The organism is Altererythrobacter sp., from assembly GCF_050299635.1.
Classification (GTDB): domain Bacteria; phylum Pseudomonadota; class Alphaproteobacteria; order Sphingomonadales; family Sphingomonadaceae; genus Erythrobacter.
In genome coordinates this window covers 14837-30722 of record NZ_JBNKWF010000019.1, presented here as the reverse complement: position 1 = coordinate 30722, position 15886 = coordinate 14837, and the positions used below count along the sequence as shown (strand labels likewise).

At 62.3% G+C, this 15886-nt stretch carries 16 protein-coding genes; 7 read left to right on the top strand and 9 right to left on the bottom strand.

Features of this window, described 5'->3' with window-relative positions; genetic code table 11:
* Positions 1–29: 29 nt before the first annotated feature.
* Entirely contained in the window at positions 30–1376 is a 1347-nt protein-coding gene (locus ACQY6C_RS10885; RefSeq protein ID WP_427968626.1) for an MATE family efflux transporter, read from the bottom strand.
* Between the two features lie 139 nt (positions 1377–1515).
* Here ACQY6C_RS10885 and ACQY6C_RS10880 point away from each other — a divergent pair, with 139 nt between their 5' ends.
* Positions 1516–2085 (top strand): (2Fe-2S)-binding protein, encoded by a 570-nt coding sequence (locus ACQY6C_RS10880; protein ID WP_427968692.1) that lies wholly within the window; start codon positions 1516–1518, stop codon positions 2083–2085.
* Positions 2086–2129: 44 nt separating this feature from the next.
* Here the strand turns inward: ACQY6C_RS10880 and ACQY6C_RS10875 are convergent, their stop codons facing one another.
* Positions 2130–4229 carry a TonB-dependent receptor gene (locus ACQY6C_RS10875; RefSeq protein ID WP_427968624.1) on the bottom strand — a complete coding sequence of 700 codons (2100 nt, stop codon included), beginning with the start codon at positions 4227–4229 and terminating at the stop codon, positions 2130–2132.
* Between the two features lie 156 nt (positions 4230–4385).
* Here ACQY6C_RS10875 and arsC point away from each other — a divergent pair, with 156 nt between their 5' ends.
* A complete protein-coding gene (arsC, locus tag ACQY6C_RS10870; RefSeq protein ID WP_427968622.1) occupies positions 4386–4727 on the top strand; it encodes an arsenate reductase (glutaredoxin) in 342 nt (113 codons plus the stop codon).
* 33 nt (positions 4728–4760) lie between these two features.
* Here arsC and ACQY6C_RS10865 read toward each other — a convergent pair whose 3' ends face one another.
* A complete protein-coding gene (locus tag ACQY6C_RS10865; protein ID WP_427968620.1) occupies positions 4761–6161 on the bottom strand; it encodes an MFS transporter in 1401 nt (466 codons plus the stop codon).
* A 115-nt stretch (positions 6162–6276) separates the two neighbouring features.
* Between ACQY6C_RS10865 and ACQY6C_RS10860 the strand changes: the two genes are divergently transcribed.
* Positions 6277–6930, top strand: coding sequence for a class I SAM-dependent methyltransferase (locus tag ACQY6C_RS10860; RefSeq protein WP_427968618.1), 654 nt, complete (start codon positions 6277–6279; stop codon positions 6928–6930).
* An 18-nt stretch (positions 6931–6948) separates the two neighbouring features.
* Here the strand turns inward: ACQY6C_RS10860 and ACQY6C_RS10855 are convergent, their stop codons facing one another.
* Positions 6949–7767, bottom strand: coding sequence for a glycerophosphoryl diester phosphodiesterase membrane domain-containing protein (locus ACQY6C_RS10855; RefSeq protein WP_427968616.1), 819 nt, complete (start codon positions 7765–7767; stop codon positions 6949–6951).
* A 74-nt stretch (positions 7768–7841) separates the two neighbouring features.
* Between ACQY6C_RS10855 and lipB the strand changes: the two genes are divergently transcribed.
* Together lipB and ACQY6C_RS10845 are read left to right on the top strand one after the other, a co-directional pair.
* Positions 7842–8513 (top strand): lipoyl(octanoyl) transferase LipB, encoded by a 672-nt coding sequence (gene lipB / locus ACQY6C_RS10850; protein WP_427968614.1) that lies wholly within the window; start codon positions 7842–7844, stop codon positions 8511–8513.
* A 2-nt stretch (positions 8514–8515) separates the two neighbouring features.
* On the top strand, positions 8516–8866 hold the full coding sequence (locus ACQY6C_RS10845) for a hypothetical protein (protein ID WP_427968612.1): 351 nt from the start codon (positions 8516–8518) through the stop codon (positions 8864–8866).
* Here the strand turns inward: ACQY6C_RS10845 and ACQY6C_RS10840 are convergent.
* Entirely contained in the window at positions 8863–9963 is a 1101-nt protein-coding gene (locus ACQY6C_RS10840; protein ID WP_427968610.1) for an alkene reductase, read from the bottom strand. The genes ACQY6C_RS10845 and ACQY6C_RS10840 overlap by 4 nt on opposite strands.
* 67 nt (positions 9964–10030) lie before the next feature.
* On the opposite strand from ACQY6C_RS10840, the gene ACQY6C_RS10835 reads away from it, so the two are divergent.
* On the top strand, positions 10031–10945 hold the full coding sequence (locus ACQY6C_RS10835; RefSeq protein WP_427968690.1) for a DMT family transporter: 915 nt from the start codon (positions 10031–10033) through the stop codon (positions 10943–10945).
* Between the two features lie 10 nt (positions 10946–10955).
* Here the strand turns inward: ACQY6C_RS10835 and nadA are convergent, their stop codons facing one another.
* The 3 genes from nadA to ACQY6C_RS10820 form a co-directional block, all read right to left on the bottom strand.
* Complete coding sequence (nadA, locus tag ACQY6C_RS10830) at positions 10956–11942, bottom strand: quinolinate synthase NadA (RefSeq protein WP_427968608.1); 987 nt, start codon at positions 11940–11942, stop codon at positions 10956–10958.
* Between the two features lie 68 nt (positions 11943–12010).
* On the bottom strand, positions 12011–12781 hold the full coding sequence (locus ACQY6C_RS10825; RefSeq protein WP_427968607.1) for a hypothetical protein: 771 nt from the start codon (positions 12779–12781) through the stop codon (positions 12011–12013).
* A 100-nt stretch (positions 12782–12881) separates the two neighbouring features.
* Positions 12882–13760: an MBL fold metallo-hydrolase gene (locus ACQY6C_RS10820; protein ID WP_427968605.1), complete on the bottom strand. Its 879-nt coding sequence runs from the start codon at positions 13758–13760 to the stop codon at positions 12882–12884.
* 86 nt (positions 13761–13846) lie between these two features.
* Between ACQY6C_RS10820 and glpK the strand changes: the two genes are divergently transcribed.
* A complete protein-coding gene (glpK, locus tag ACQY6C_RS10815) occupies positions 13847–15316 on the top strand; it encodes a glycerol kinase GlpK (protein ID WP_427968603.1) in 1470 nt (489 codons plus the stop codon).
* Between the two features lie 11 nt (positions 15317–15327).
* Here the strand turns inward: glpK and ACQY6C_RS10810 are convergent, their stop codons facing one another.
* Entirely contained in the window at positions 15328–15828 is a 501-nt protein-coding gene (locus tag ACQY6C_RS10810; RefSeq protein WP_427968601.1) for a DUF1465 family protein, read from the bottom strand.
* Between the last annotated feature and the right edge of the window lie 58 nt (positions 15829–15886).

The following is a 15886-nucleotide window of genomic DNA, read 5'->3' as shown; positions in this document are numbered from 1 at the left end:
CTCTATGCGTTATGATGGTTAACGAATGGTCATCCTCTCAAAGATTTACTGCGCAAGGCCCGCCAGACGACCGCTGCGGCAATTGTGCCGCCTATCAGATTGGCGGAAAGTTCGGCGGCGTAAATCGCGTCCGCGCCCCAGGCGCTGCGCATCAGCCATGCGACCGGCAGCATCACGAGAAACACGCGGCTGGCCGATTGCAGCAGCGCAAAGGAGGCCCTGTCCACAGCGTTGAGCACTCCATTCGCGACGATCAGCATCCCGAACCCGGCGTAGCCCCATGCCGCGATCGAGAGGTATCGCGCGAACTGCCTCATCACGGCCGGGTCTTCGGTGAAGAAGTCCGCGAACCATCCTCCGTTGAATGAAAGGATCGCGGCGATCAGCAAACCATATGCCAGGCAGAATAACCCGGCGAGAGTCGCTGCATGTTGCGCGCGCTCGAACTGCCTCGCGCCGACATTCTGGCCAACAATCGCGCCGATAGACCCGGAAAGCCCCAACAGCGGCACCACGGCAAAGCTTTGTACGCGGCCCGCCGCTCCGAAGCCCGCGACTGCGGCATCGCCTTCGCTGGCGATCAGCGCGGTGAGGATCGAAAGCCCGATCGGGTTGATCGAATTCGAGAGGGCCGCCGGGCCTGCCACCCGCAGCATGGCGGTGAGTGGCTCGCGCAAGCGACAATTGTGCAGCAAGGCAAACTGGAGCCGGAGCGGCGCATGTCTGATCAGCCACAGGCCCAGCGCGATCGCCATCGCCCAACCCGTCAGGCTGGCATAGGCCGCGCCCGCCATCCCGAAACCCTCGAAGCCGAGCGCGCCGGTAATGAGGATGGGATCGAGCACCCAGTTGGCGATTGAATAACAGATCGAGACCATCGACGTCTTGCGTGCCTCACCCTGTCCTCGCAGTACGCCATTGATGCCCATGATCGCCATTTGCAGCGGGAAACCGAGCGCGAAGGGCCGCATATAGGCCCGGATGAACGGCAGCAGGTCGTCCGATACCTGCATCAGGCCGAACAGGGGATCTAGTGCCAGGAACAGCAGCAGGCCGGCGACGATCCCTGCACAAACCGCAAAGATCATGCCCAACAGGCCGCGTCGCGCCGCCTTGTCCTCATCGCCTTCACCCAGCGCACGCGCGACGACGGAATTGATCCCCACCATCACGCCAACGCCCAGGCTGCCCATCGCAATCGTGATCGGGAAGATGAAGGAGATCGCGGCCAGTTGCTGGCTACCGAGCTGACCGATGAAATAGGCGTCGACCAGGCCGATCGACATGATCGCGGCAACACCGATAATCATTGGCAATGTTTGCGAGACGAGATGCCCGGCGATGGGGCCACGCGTCAATTTGGCATTCCCGCTCATTGCCGGTGGACTACCGCCGCGAAGGCGCGGAGCATAGCAAAAACGCGAACAAGATCCGCGCGGGCGCTTGTGCCGCATTCATCCCTCATGCGATAGGGCTGGCCATTCGAACCCAAGTGAAGTGAGGGATGCAGCGCCGATGCCGGGCCTGACCGTGAATGACCGTCCGGTCGATTTCGAAATGGACCCGCAAACGCCCCTGCTCTGGGCGCTGCGCGACGCCGCCAATCTGACCGGCACCAAATATGGCTGCGGCAATGGCGATTGTGGTGCCTGCATGGTGATCGTCGATGGCGCTGCGCTGCGATCCTGCATGATTACATTGGCCGAGGCCGAAGGGCGTTTCGTCACGACCATCGAAGGGCTGTCGCGCGATCGCTCGCATCCCGTGCAACAGGCGCTGGTGGCCGAACAGGCGATCCAGTGCGGCTTTTGTACGCCGGGCATCGTCATGGCCGCTGCTGCACTGCTCCAGCGCAATACCCGTCCGAGCGAGGACGAGATCAAGGCCTCTCTCGCCAATCTGTGCCGCTGCGGGGTCTATCCGCGGTTGGTGCGCGCGATCCAGCGGGCAGGGCGCGTAATGCGCGGCGCGGAGACAATCAGCGCCGCGCCTGCACCGGGAATCAATGCCGAAGATGCGGCGCGCGAGGTCCCTGCCTTGCGCCCGCCTCCAAATGAGGCGGAGCCGGGCCCCGGCACGGAATAGAGGTGGCGCGGCCAGGCCGGTGCCACCCCTCCCGCGACATTCGATCACATCTTCAAACGAATGCCGAAACGCGCGCTGAATGGTTCGGCGGGCTGGATATTGTTGTCGCCGTGAGCGCTTGCATAATAGGTTTCGTCGAACAGGTTCTCAATGTTGACCTGGACCGAGAGACGTTTGTTCACATCCCAATAGGCCGCTGCGTCGACGCGCCAGTAATCCGGCAGAGTCACCGAATTGCTCACCGACGTGAACTGTTCGTCCTGATAGATCGCGCCCAGGCCCAGGCCGAAAGCCTCGGTTAGCTGGAAACGATTCCAGATGCTGAGCTGATTTTCCGGGAGCTGTTCAAGCCGGGTTCCCGCCGGGGCTGCCGCTGTATCGTTGCGGATCTTGCCGTCGAGATAGGTGTAACCAATGTTGGCCTGCCATTGCTCCGTGATCTTGCCGACCAGGTTCAGTTCAATCCCCTTGGTGCGGGTCTCGCCAGTCAGCACGACGTTGCCGGGAACCAGCGGGTCCGGCGCACGGGTGTTCGAGCGGTCGAGTTGGAATGCAGCAGCGGTCAGGAACAAATCGTCCTTCACCAGCCACTTGGCGCCGATCTCGAAATTCTCGAACTCCTCCGGATCAAGTTCTGCGGTACTGGATGAGAGGCTGACGAACTGATCGCCCGATTGCGGGAGGAAGCTCTGCGCGTAGCTGGCATAGAAGGAGAGCTGCGGAATCGGTTTGACGACGAGGCCGAAGCGCGGGCTGACCATTTCGTCCTTGCGACCCAGTAGCTGGCCCGACTGCTGGTTGCGCGTTTCGAGGTCGAAACTGTCCCAGCGCACGCCCGCGACGAGTTGCAGGTGCTCACCGAATTCGATCTGATCCTGCACATAGGCGCTGAGCGTGGTGAGCTTGCTGTCGCGTGCACGAACGGGAGCGGTCAGCGAAAAGCCTGGAATGGCCAGCCGCCGGGCAAGCGGAATTGTGACATTCGTTGCGGGGCCAGTGGCGGTGTCGAACTCGACGAGCCTGCGTGAATCGTCGGTCTGCTGGTCCCCCGCTTCGAACCCGGCCAGCACGGTATGCCGGATCGGACCCATCGCTGCCTTCCAGACCAGGTTTGCCTGACCGATCAGGTTCTGCCGGTCTGTTTCATTGCGATAGCCTGCCAGCGATACGTCCGTGCCGTCAGTCGAACGGGGCACGACGTTGGCATAGAGCTTGTCGTAGTCGGCAAACTGGACCGAGACGTTCGCGCTCAAGTCATTCGAGAACTGATGCTCGAGACGCGAGCGGGCAATGTGTACCTTGGTGCGGGCGACGTTGAAGTCCGGATCGCCGAACATAGTCTTGTCAAATCCGGCCAGCGGCCCGCCGTTCAGCGAGGGAATACCGCGATCGGTGAGGCGGCGATCATCGTCATAGGTGTAATGGGCCGTAAGACGGGTATCGGGGCCTAGCTCGACCGTTACCGTCGGGGAAATGCCGATGAAACGCCCTTCGTAAAAGTCCCGATCATTGTCGAACTCTTCATAGGTCGCGTTGAGCCGAATGGCGGCGGGCTGGGCGATCCTGGTTGTCACATCGCCTGCGATCGAGAACGCGCCGAAGCTATTGACCGAGGCATCGAACTGGGCCGAATTGCCGTTGAGCCGCGCAGTCTTGCTCACGCGGTTGACGACACCGCCGCCACCGCCACGACCGAAGATGAGCGCATTGGCACCCTTGAGCACTTCGATGCGCTCAACATTGTAGAGCGAGCGGTAATATTGTGCGTCGTCGCGCAGCCCGTCGAGATAGAAGTCCGCTGTCGATTCCTGTCCCCGGATAAACACCGCGTCGCGATTGCCTTCACCCGATTCGAGGCTGACGCCCGGAACATAGGCAAGGGCATTGGCAAGCTGGCGAACGCCCTGGTCTTCCAACTGATCGCGCGTGATCACGTCGATCGTCTGGGGGACTTCGATCAGCGGTGTGGGTGTCTTGGTCCCGGATGAGCCATCATCGGCGGCGTAGCCTTCGCGTTCGCCACTCACGATGATCGAGCCCGGCAGATAGTCGCGATCTTCCGTATCGGCGGCATGGGCCACGGCTGGGAAGAGGAGCGCCGCCGCGGTGGAGAGAAGGACGGAACGGGAAAAGTTGGATGTCATGAAGCCACTTTCTTGCGAATGATTCTTGATAGCGGTTGCCTGCTATTGAGAATAAGTCGCAAATGCAAGTGCTCATTCGCGCTTGGCAAAAAAGTTTGTTCGCTGCTAGTCGAAAGGACGAGACATCCGACAAATTCCCGACTTCAGGAGAGCAGTGTGAAGGCGACTATCTGGCACAATCCGAAATGCGGAACCTCGCGCAAGACGCTGGCGATGCTTGAGGAGGCAGGCGTCGATCTGACAGTCATCGAATATCTCAAACAGGCACCCACGCGCGAAAAACTGGAACAGCTCTATCGCGACGCCGGGATCACGCCGCAGCAGGGATTGCGCATTCGCGGCACCGACGCGGAGGAACGCGGCTTGCCAGATGCCGATGCTGCGACGGTCCTTGATGCCATGGCGGCCGAGCCGATCCTGATCGAACGCCCGCTGGTCGAAACGGACAAGGGCGTGCGCCTTTGCCGTCCGCAGGAAAAGGTCCAGGAAATCCTCTGACACAATCGCCTGAAGAAGCGCTCCTTGCGGTCCCTAATGTCGGTCGCGGGTCAAGTGAGTGTCGTCGCCCAGCCGGATCCAGCCCAATACGAACACGGCACAGCACAATAGGCAGATGGTCGCGAAGCCGATCAGCGGGTGATGACCGTACAGCCACACTCCGATTGCCGGAGCGAGGACATAGGCCGCACCGTTCACCGATGCGACGATCCCACTGACCTGCCCCTGCTCGATCCTGCTGACGGACAGCGATGCGCCCGACGTAAAGCCGGGGCGGAACAGGCCATAGCCGAGCGAGGCGATGGCAAAGCCGACCGTGATCGAATGCAGGTCTTGCGACACGGCGAAGGTCGCCGTGCCGAGCGCCGACAGTGCCACGCCCCACATGGTCGAGGCGCGCGGACCCAGCTTGAGTATCGGGATCAATCCCCATTGTGCGAGCAGAGTAGCGATCGCGCCGCTCATCAGGACCAGCCCGATCGGCCCGGTTCCAGCGCCGGGATCGCTCCGCAATCCCAGCCTGTCGAGGATGAAGAAGCCGATGATCCCCAGCGTTGCCGCCTGAGCGTGGCCCCCCAGCAGCCCAGCCAGGATCCACGGCTTGAGGCGGCTGTCGCTCCATTTAAGATCGGGAATCGATGCTCCTTCGGCGGCGACGGTGGCAGCATTATCCTCGTTATCGTCAGATTCCTGGGAAGCGACTTCACTGCCGATGCGTGGGTTCGAGCCCGCGCTGAACGGCGCGGCCATCACTTCGCCGCGCGCGGCAAAGGTCGGCGTATCGTCCGGCAGTCGCAGCCGCAGCGTGACCAGCACCAGTACTGCAAAGATGGCAAAGGCGAAGAACGGGCCGACCAGCCCGGTCGAAGGAAAGATCAGCAAGGGAGCGAGCGCGGGGCCGATTACCGTGCCGAGGCCGAAGCTCGACGCGACCAGCGCAAGCGCTTGCGTGCGTTCGGAGCGCGGCGTGCGGCTCGCGACATAGGCCTGGACAGCGGGCGGAGCCGCCGAGCCGAAGCCGCCATAGAGACTTCGCGCCAGGGCAAACAGGATCAGCGTTGCCGCTGCAGGAAGCAGGCCAGCCAGGCCGAAGATCAGCGCCAGACCGCACAGCGACATCGATGCGATGAAGCCCACCAATCCCATCGCCATCATCGCCTTGCGCCCGCGTCGGTCGGAACGCCGCGCCCAAAGCGGTGCACAGATCACCCACAGCAGCGCCGACCAGGTATAGGCCAGGCTGATCCAGACATCGGCCACGCCCAACTCGGTTCCGATCGAAGGCATGACCGATTGCATCGCCGTATTGCCGGCCGCCGTTACCAGCATGACCATGAACAGCAGCGCCATTCGCTCGCGCGAGATTGTTCGCTGCGGCGCGGATTGAACATTTGGCGCGGTTTGATCGTTTCTGGTCGGTTCGACGTTTGACATGGCTGCTTTGCCGCTAGTCAAGCCAAGGCGTGCTTGCAATGCAAGGCTGCTTCTGCGAGTGCCGCAAACTCTATGTTTGGCTGCCCCGCACGCCGGGCGCGATACAGGAATGCAGATGGATTCTGAAACACTGGCGATCGGGGAACGCGGGGGTCTGCGTGAACGGCTGGGCCTCTATCTCGCGCAATGTTCTGTCTTTTTCCGCGGGTTTCTCGAGCATCCGCGAATGGTCGGATCGATCATTCCGTCGTCGCGCTTCACAGTGCGGCAGATGCTGGAGCCGGTTGACTGGGGCAGTTGCAATCTGTTCGTGGAATACGGCCCCGGTATCGGGACCTTCTGCCGTCCGGTGCTCGACCGGTTGCGGGGTGACGCGACGCTGATCGTGATCGACACCAATCCGCTCTACATCGACTATCTCAAGCGCGCGATCCGCGACAAGCGCTTCCATGCCGTGCTGGGGTCGGCCGAGGATGTCGAGCAGATCGTGCGCGATCACGGCTTCGATCATGCCGATTATGTACTGTCGGGCCTGCCGTTCTCGACTCTGCCGTCCGGTGTCGCACCAGCCATCGCCGCAGCCACGCATCGCGTGCTGCGCCCGGGCGGAGCTTTTCTGGTCTATCAGTTCACCGCTGCCTGCCGCGACTATATGGCGCCGCACTTCCGGCGGATCGACGCCGGGTTTGAACCGCTCAATATCTTGCCCTGCAAGCTGTTCTGGGGCTGGAAGGACGAACCGGCGGAAGACGCGAACGCCTCCGCCTGATCGCTTTTCGTCCGGTCTCTACTCGAAAGTTTCGCTGACAGCTTCTGTACTTGGCCCGGCGAGTTGGCGGTGCACCGCTGCAAGGACCGCGAGGAAAACCGTCACGAAAATTGCGTTGATCGCGCTCGAGATGACTCCGTTGCCGATCACTTCGATGTCGCCGCCAATGACCGCAAGGATCAGGCCGAAGATCATCGTTGCAATAATCAGCAAGACACCCATTGCGACGGCAAGCAGCACGTAGAAGACCAGTAGGCGCACACTGTTGCCCTTGGTCAACTGCCACGACCGCTTGAGCACCTGGACCGGATTGAGAATGCCGTCGATCGCGATGACCTGGGGGATCAGGGAACCCTTCACGACAGCGTAGAGCATGAAGACGACGGCGGCGATGACCAGGACCGCGATCAGCGCGCCTACGCCGGACGCAGCGGCAGCTCCGAGCGGAAGACCGATGACCAGCGCCACGCCGAATGCCAACAGGAGTTGCGCCCCCAGATAGGACGGGAATCCCGACGCGCCGCGTTTGAGTGCTTCGCCCACGGTCGGGCGCGAACGGTCGGTCAGAAGCGCCAGGAGCGCGAGCATGCCGATGCCCTGCGCCACGCTGGAGAGCAGAACGGCCCACCAGTTTTCCGTATAGATTTGCATCATGGCTTCGAGTGCCGCCTTAGGATCGGCAGTTTCAGCAGGCGGCTGGACCGATTCTGGCAGGAGCAGGACAAGCGCAAGCGAGGGCAGAAAAAAGAACACGCCCGCCACGATCATGACAACGCTGCGATTGGCCGTCAGCATGGCAATTGCCGCGTTCCATGCCTGACCCATATCGAGTTTCATCAATTCACTCTCCAATCCGAAATTCGCCTATTCCCCTCTTGATAAGCGCGGACAATGCCCCCACGCAATCTCTCATGGATAACTCTTCAGGATCCGCGATCGAATGGCGGCGCGACTATGCGCAGGTGCCCTATCGTGCCGCGCTTGAGGAGATGGAAAACCGCAACCGCGCCATTGCTGCGGGCGAAGCGCGCGAGATGATCTGGCTGCTTGAACATCCGCCGGTCTATACTGCCGGGACAAGCGCGGATGAGAATGAACTGCTCGACCCGCGTTTCGAAGTGGTAGAGGCAGGCCGCGGCGGTCGCTACACCTATCACGGGCCGGGCCAGCGGATCGGCTATGTGCTGCTCGATCTCAACAAGCGCGGCAAGGACGTGCGCTGCTTCGTCCATGGGCTGGAGCAATGGGTCATCGCTGCGCTGGCCAATTTCGGTGTCGAAGCCTGGGCGGCGGAGGGACGCGTAGGAATCTGGACGCACGACATAGACGGATCGGAGGCCAAGATCGGCGCGATAGGCGTGCGTGTGCGGCGCTGGGTGACGATGCACGGATTCTCGGTCAATCTTGCGCCCGACCTCTCGCACTTCACCGGGATCGTGCCCTGCGGGATCGAGGAGTTTGGCGTTACCAGCCTGGCTAAGCTGGGGCTCGACATTTCGCCGCAGGAATGGGACGAGGCGCTGATCGCGACTTCGCCGGGCTTCCTTGAAAGCCTTGCCGGACAAACGGGAATTTGCCGATGAGAATGACTGCCGCCATTTCCCTGCCGCTGCTGGTGCTCCTGGTCGCCTGCGGTGGCTCGCCTGACAAGAGCCGTGCGGACGATGATGCCGCGAATGCCGAAGGCGAAGTGCTGGGCGGCTCGATCAGCGACGCTATGCTGCCGCTCGATCAATTGAAATCACAATCGCCGCCTTTGAAGGCTGCGCCGCGCTCGGCCGCTGCAAACAGCGACACTCAGGGCGAAGGTGATGCGGGCGAGGAACCGCCGGCGGCTGAAGCCCCCGCACAGCCTCCTGCAGCTCCCGCCCCAGCGCCGGAACCGCCCGCGCCTTCAGCCGAAGCTCCGGCGGGCGGTCCAGGTACTGACGGCTAGGCCGCTTCTTCTTCCAGGGCCGGATAGTCGATATAGCCTTCCGCGCCGGGCAGGTACCAGCTCTTGGGAACATTGACATTGGGAGCCCATTCGGCCTCCAGCCTGATCCGCTGGTCGAGATCGGGGTTCGAGATATAGGGCCGCCCGAAGCTCACGGCATCGCATTTGCCTGAGGCAATGTCGGTGCTTGCCTGCGCAGCCGTGTAGTCGCTGTTGAGCACCAGCGGGCCGGAATAAAGCGTGCGGATCATCGGGCTCTGCTTGGGCACGTCGGTGCGACCGAAGGTGCCGTCCGGCCCTGGCTCGCGCAATTCGAGGAAGGCGAGGCCGAGTTCCTCGATCACCCTGGCCGCAGCGCCAAAGGTTGCAGCCGGATCGCTGTCGTCGCAGCCCTGCGTCTCACCATTGGGAGAGAGGCGGATGCCGACGCGATCGGCGCCCCAGACATCGATCAGTCCTTCCAGAACTTCGCGCATGAAGCGGGTGCGGTTCTCGGGCGAGCCGCCATATTCGTCCTCGCGCAGATTGCTGCTGTCGCGCAGGAACTGGTCGACAAGATATCCATTCGCGCCGTGCAATTGCACCCCGTCGAAACCGGCCGCCTTGGCATTGGCGGCGGCAAGGCGGTAATCCTCGACCACGCGCTTGATTTCGTCTTTCGTGAGCGCGCGCGCCTGCTCGTTTGGCTTGCGGCCCGTGGGCGTATGCGCGTGATCGGGCGCAGTGGTTGCGCTGGCGGAGACAGGTGAATTGCCGCCCAGGAAGTCTGGATGTACCAGCCGGCCCATGTGCCACAGTTGCAGCACAATCTTGCCGCCGGCTTCATGGACCGCTTCGGTCGTCAGCTTCCAGCCTTCGGTCTGCTCCTCGCTCCATACGCCGGGCGCGGCGGGCCAGCCCAACCCTTCGACACTGATACCCGTCGCTTCGGCGATGATGAGGCCAGCGCCCGCGCGCTGGCGGTAATAGGTTGCCATCATCTCGTTGGGTATGAAGCCCGGCAGGGTAGCGCGTCCGCGCGTGAGCGGAGCCATGAAAATGCGGTTCTTCGCTTCGATTGCACCGAGTTTGAGCGGCTGGAAGAGGATATCGGTCACGTGTTTCCTTTCGCCTATCTTGAAGTTGAATTTATTCGTGCTTGTCTGTTGGCAGAGCTATGGCGCGCTGGTGACAGTTTCAACCGCAACAAAAGCGAGCAGGGGAGATAGCTCAACTTGGCCGCGCTGGCTGCTGCTGGCGGCGCTCCTGCTTGGCAATGTCGCGCTGGCGCTGGGGCCATGGTCAGTCCGGTTGACCGACAGCGGACCGGTTAGCGCAGCCTTCTGGCGATTGTTCCTGGTCTTGCCTTTCCTGGCCTTGCTGGCGCGCAGGACAGGGCAAAGGCTGACCGGCATTCCCCGCCGCACATTGTTCTTTGTGGCACTGGGGGCCTGTGCCTTTGCGCTCGACCTCGCCAGTTGGCATGTCGGGATCGAGCGAACGCGGCTCGGCAACGCGACGCTGTTCGGAAATGCCGGATCCATCATCCTGCTGTTCTGGGGCTTCATTGTCGCGCGTACGCTACCGCGCGGGCTGGAATGGCTTGCGATCGTCTTCGCGCTGGGAGGGGCGGGAATCCTGATGGGCCGCAGCCTCGACATCTCGATCGCAACACTGCTGGGCGACCTGTTCTGCCTGGCGGCGGGCATGTTGTACGCGGTCTATCTCATCACACTGCAGAACGCGCGCGGGACGATCGGGTCATGGAGCCTGCTGGTCTGGGTCAGCATTTTTGCCTGCCCGGTATTGCTGGTGATTGCGCTGGTGCTTGGCGAGCCGGTGTGGCCTGGCAGCGAAGGGGGCACATGGGCGCCGCTGATCGCGCTCGCCTTCCTGAGCCAGTTGATGGGGCAGGGCCTGTTGGTGTTCAGCCTGCGCCATTTCCCGCCGCTGGTAATCGGGCTGGCCCTGCTGACACAGCCCGCCGTCGCCGCACTCTATGGCTACGGCGTGTTCGGCGAAGTGCTGACTCCGCTCGATGTCTTGGGCATGGTCCTGCTGGGCAGCGCGCTGGTGGTGGCACGGATGCGGCGAGACTGATCGGGTAACGCTAGACCTTACCCAGATCGCCCTTGCCGACCGTGCCACTGGCCATTTCGAGCATCTTGTCGAGGCTCTTCTTGGCGGCAAGGCGCAGATCCTCGTCGATCTCGATCCGCGGCTCCAGATCGCGCAGTGCGACATAGAGCTTTTCCATCGTGTTAAGCGCCATATAGGGGCAGATGTTGCAGCTGCAGTTGCCGTCTGCACCCGGCGCACCGATGAAGGTCTTTTCCGGCAGCGCCTTTTCCATCTGGTGCATGATATGCGGCTCGGTCGCGACGATCAGCGTATCGCCTTCGAATTCCTTGGCGAACTTCAGGATCGAACTGGTCGATCCGACATGATCGGCATGGTCGATGATCGATGGCGGGCATTCGGGATGCGCGGCCACGGGGGCGCCGGGATATTGCTCCTTCAGCTTGAGCAGCTCGGTCTCGCTGAAGGCCTCGTGCACGATGCACACGCCCGGCCAAAGCAGCATTTCGCGGTTGAACTTGCGGCTGAGGTATCCGCCCAGGTGCCGGTCAGGCCCGAAGATGATCTTCTGTTCGGGCGGGATCTGCTGCAGGATCGTTTCCGCACTCGAGCTGGTGACGATGACGTCGCTCAGTGCTTTCACTTCGGTCGAGCAATTGATGTAGGTCAGCGCGATGTGATCGGGATGCGCCGCGCGGAAAGCCTTGAACTTTTCCGGCGGGCAGGAATCTTCCAGGCTGCAACCTGCGTCCATATCGGGCAGCACCACGATCTTCTCGGGGCTCAGAATCTTGGCGGTATCTGCCATGAATTTGACGCCGCAAAAGGCAATTACATCGGCATCGGTCGCCGCCGCCTTGCGGCTCAGTTCCAGCGAATCGCCCACGAAATCGGCAATGTCCTGAATATCGGGCGTCTGGTAATAATGCGCCAAAATCACCGCGTTGCGCTCTTTGCGCAGCCGGTCGATCTCGGCCAACAGGTCTGTGCCGGAAGGAATCTTGGTCTCAACGCTCATCAAACAATCCAGTTATTTACCGCTGGCTCCCATATAGGCATGCGGTGCAGGATTGCGAATGCCAAGTTTCAGAGCGCGCTTCCCTTCAGCGCGAAGACATAGTCCGCGAAGACTGGAACAGAGGCCAGCGTCCAGATTGACGCGTAAAGGAGCGCAACGCCCGTCATGGCCAGCCATATCGCCGGGTGAACGCTGCCGCGAACCGCACGGTCGCGCCAGGCGACAATTCCGACGATGGAAAGCTGCGCCACCATCTCGATCGTAGGGACGAGCCATTGGTTTGACCCAGCCAGTGCGATGGCTTTGGCCGGATCACCTGTCACCAGGAGCAGCGAGATGATCGTCAGGCGGCCGAGAGCCGGTTCGGTCACGATCAATATTGCGCCGAGCATGAGGCGGCGATGCCAGTCGGTGCGCTTGCGCATCAAGATGGCGGCAGTGATGAACCCGGCAAAGAATACCGGGGTCAGCAGGTTCAGACCTAGGAAATAGGGAGGGTAGAAAACCGGCGGCACGCGGTCGACCATGGTGGTGGTGAAGCCGGTATTCCATGCAGTGGCAACCGCCACAACCGCCAGGCCTGCGCCGAACCAGCCCAGTTTGCGGTGCAGGGACAGGTTACGCCCGGTACCCAGAAAGCTCTGCACAACGAACAGCGCCAGCCAGGCAAACATGATCAGGCCATGCAGCCATGCGCTTCGCGGCATCACTCTCAAATCGGTAATGCCCAGGCCGTTGAATAGGCCGAAGGCTATCAGGATCAGCGCGGCAAGGGCGAGTGCCACCGTCTTGTAGAGCTTGTTTTCGCGCGTGAATAATGCGGCAGGCGTTGTAGCCATGGAGCTTGTCCCCCTCTGCAAGCGACCGCAATTGCGACTTAATACAATTTGTCTTGCGCCATGTGAAGCTCCTGCGCGTTCCCCGTATGCACCGGGGCGATCAGGTGCTTCGCCAGATGTCGTCCTCGCTTGCGACCATGCCGCGCTTCTCGAGATCGAGCAGATGCGCCTTGACGCTCATCTGTGCAGCGCCGTGCAGTCGCTCGTCGAGGCCTTTGTACATCTCGGGGATGAAGTCGGGGATCGGTCGTGCGCGCTCGCCCAGCAGGCGCAGGATCTGGTTCTCGCGCTGGCGGCGGTGGCCGATCATCCCGCGTACAAGCTGGCGCGGCCTTGTGATCGGATCGCCATGCGCGGAGTAATAGACATGGTCCTCGCGTACCTGCAGCTTTTCAAGACTTTTCAGATAATCGCCCATGTCGCCATCGGGCGGAATGACTACGCTGGTGGACCAGCCCATGACATGGTCGCCAGTGAACAGCGCGCCCGATTCCTCCAGCGCGAAGCAGAGGTGGTTGGATGTGTGGCCGGGCGTGTGGAGTGCGCGCAAGGTCCAGCCGGGGCCGGTCATGGCTTCGCCGTCTTCCATCACTCGGTCGGGGGCGTAGCTTCTGTCGAAGGCTTCGTCTGAACGGGGCAGGGTTGTTTCGATCACCAGCGGTGCGCAACCGACGATGGGCGCTCCGGTCCGTTCGGCCAGTGGCGCAGCGGCGGGCGAGTGATCGCGGTGAGTATGGGTGCACATGATCGCTGTTACCCTGGCCTCGCCCACCGCCTGCAGGATCGCATCGAGATGCGCTTCGTCGGCAGGGCCCGGATCGATCACCGCCACCTCTTTGCCGGCGCCGACGATATAGGTCTGTGTGCCGGTATAGGTGTAGGGCGAGGGGTTGGGTGCAAGCACGCGCCGCACCAATGCCTCGCATTGCTCGGCAATGCCGGTGGGCCAGGGTTTGGGCGGAATAGCCATATCTTGCATATGGAGATGAAGCTGGCAGAAGTCACCCCAAGGCCAAACGCGAGATGGCGCGTGTTGTGGCAGAGTTGCCGCCCAAGGGAGGGTTAATGTCAGAGCTGATTCTGGTTCTCGATGAAGGAACTACCTCGACCCGCGCGATGCTGTTCGGCCCGGACGGGCGCTTCCACGGCAGCGCCCAGCAGGAAATCACGCAGCATTACCCGCGCGCAGGTTGGGTAGAGCATGACGCCGGTGAAATCTGGGAGCGGACGCTGGCTTGCGCGCGCGAGGCAGTTGAAAAGGCGGGCGGCGCAGACCGGATTGCCGCGATCGGAATTACCAATCAACGCGAGACGGTGGTTGCCTGGGACCGGCAGAGCGGCGAGCCGCTATCCCGCGCAATCGTGTGGCAGGACCGCCGGACCGCGGATTTCTGCGCGACATTGCGCGAGGCGGGGCACGAGCTGGAAGTGCAGCGACGCACTGGCCTGCTGCTCGATCCCTATTTCTCGGGCACCAAGATGCGCTGGCTGCTCGAGCATGGCGACGAGGTGAAGAGTGCCGCCGAAGCGGGCAGGCTCGCCTTCGGAACTGTTGAAAGCTGGCTGATCTACAAGCTCACTGGCGGGGCGCATCTTTCCGACGCGAGCAATGCCAGCCGTACGCTGCTGCTGGAGCTTGGTGGCAAGCAGTTCGACACCGGCCTTGCGGAACTGTTCGGTGTGCCTATCGGCGCGTTGCCTGAGGTCATCGACAATGCAGGCGAGCTTGGCGTTTCGAACCCCGAATGGCTTGGCCGCGCTATCCCGATCACCGGGCTCGCGGGCGATCAGCAGGCGGCGACCATCGGCCAAGCCTGCCTTGCGCCGGGCGAAACCAAGGCGACTTACGGCACCGGCGCATTCGTGCTGACCAATAAGGGTAGCGCGCTGCCATCGTCGGAAAACCGGCTGCTTGGCACGGTGCTCTGCCAGATCGGTGGCGAGCGGACCTATGCGCTGGAAGGTTCCGTCTTCGTTGCGGGCAGCCTGGTGCAATGGCTGCGCGATTCGCTCGGCATCGTTGATGTCGCCGCGCAGACGGAGGAGCTTGCCCGGTCGATCGACGATACAGGCGGAGTGACCATCGTTCCGGCGCTCGCCGGGCTGGGCGCGCCGCATTGGCGCGCCGACGCGCGCGGCGTGATTTCGGGGTTGAGTTTCGCCAGCGGCAAGGCCGAACTGGCGCGCGCAGCACTGGAAGCTATGGCGCATCAAACCCACGATCTGGCCGAAGCCTTTGCCGCCGATGGCGCGCCCTGGCAAAGCCTGAAGATCGATGGCGGGATGAGCGCGAACGACTGGATGGCGCAGGATCTCGCCAATATTCTCGACCTGACTGTCGAGCGGCCCAGCTTCGTGGAGACAACTGCGCTCGGCGCGGCCATGTTGGCGGCAACAGGCGCCGGGCTTCATCCCGATCTGGAAACCGCCGCTGCTGCAATGCGCGGAGAGTTGAGCCAGTTTACGCCCGAAATGAATGATGCGGTCCGGCAGGAACGGCTGGCTCGCTGGCGCGAAGCTCTCGCCGCTGCCTGAACCAGGGCCGTTTAACCCAGCCGTCGACCTTGGTGCGAGGAGGGCCGCTGCATCTCTCGCTCAATCATGGCTCGCCCGATCCGTTCGTGCAACGCCCGCACGTAAGGCTGCGCCTCGAAACCATCGCGCCATGCAGAGTCGAGCCGCGCGATACGGCGATGTAGCCGCATCGTATCCTCGATCAGCTCGCGCGTCGCATCTTCCAGCAAGGCCATGTCTTCCTCGCTCGACTCGCGGTCCTTCGGCAATTCGCTGTGCTTGCGAAGCTGGTTTTCCGTCAGGTCACCGGAGAAATAGGCACGCTGGTTCAGCAACCATGCCAGCACATGCATCATGCGCGTCGTCGCTTTCAGCCCTTCGCTCGAAAGCGCGAGACGGAGCGCATCGCTCGCCCCCTGCAGGCTGCTGTCCAGACCCAATGCGAAGACTGCACGCACTTCGTCTGCGAGCACAAGCGCTTCGGTATAGAGCGATTCGATGATCGGCTGCGAGAGGTTGTTCGGCCTTGCCATAACGGCAGTTTGGGTAGTCCTTCGATTGGCGCGGCACCAGCTTGGCAACCATCTTTTC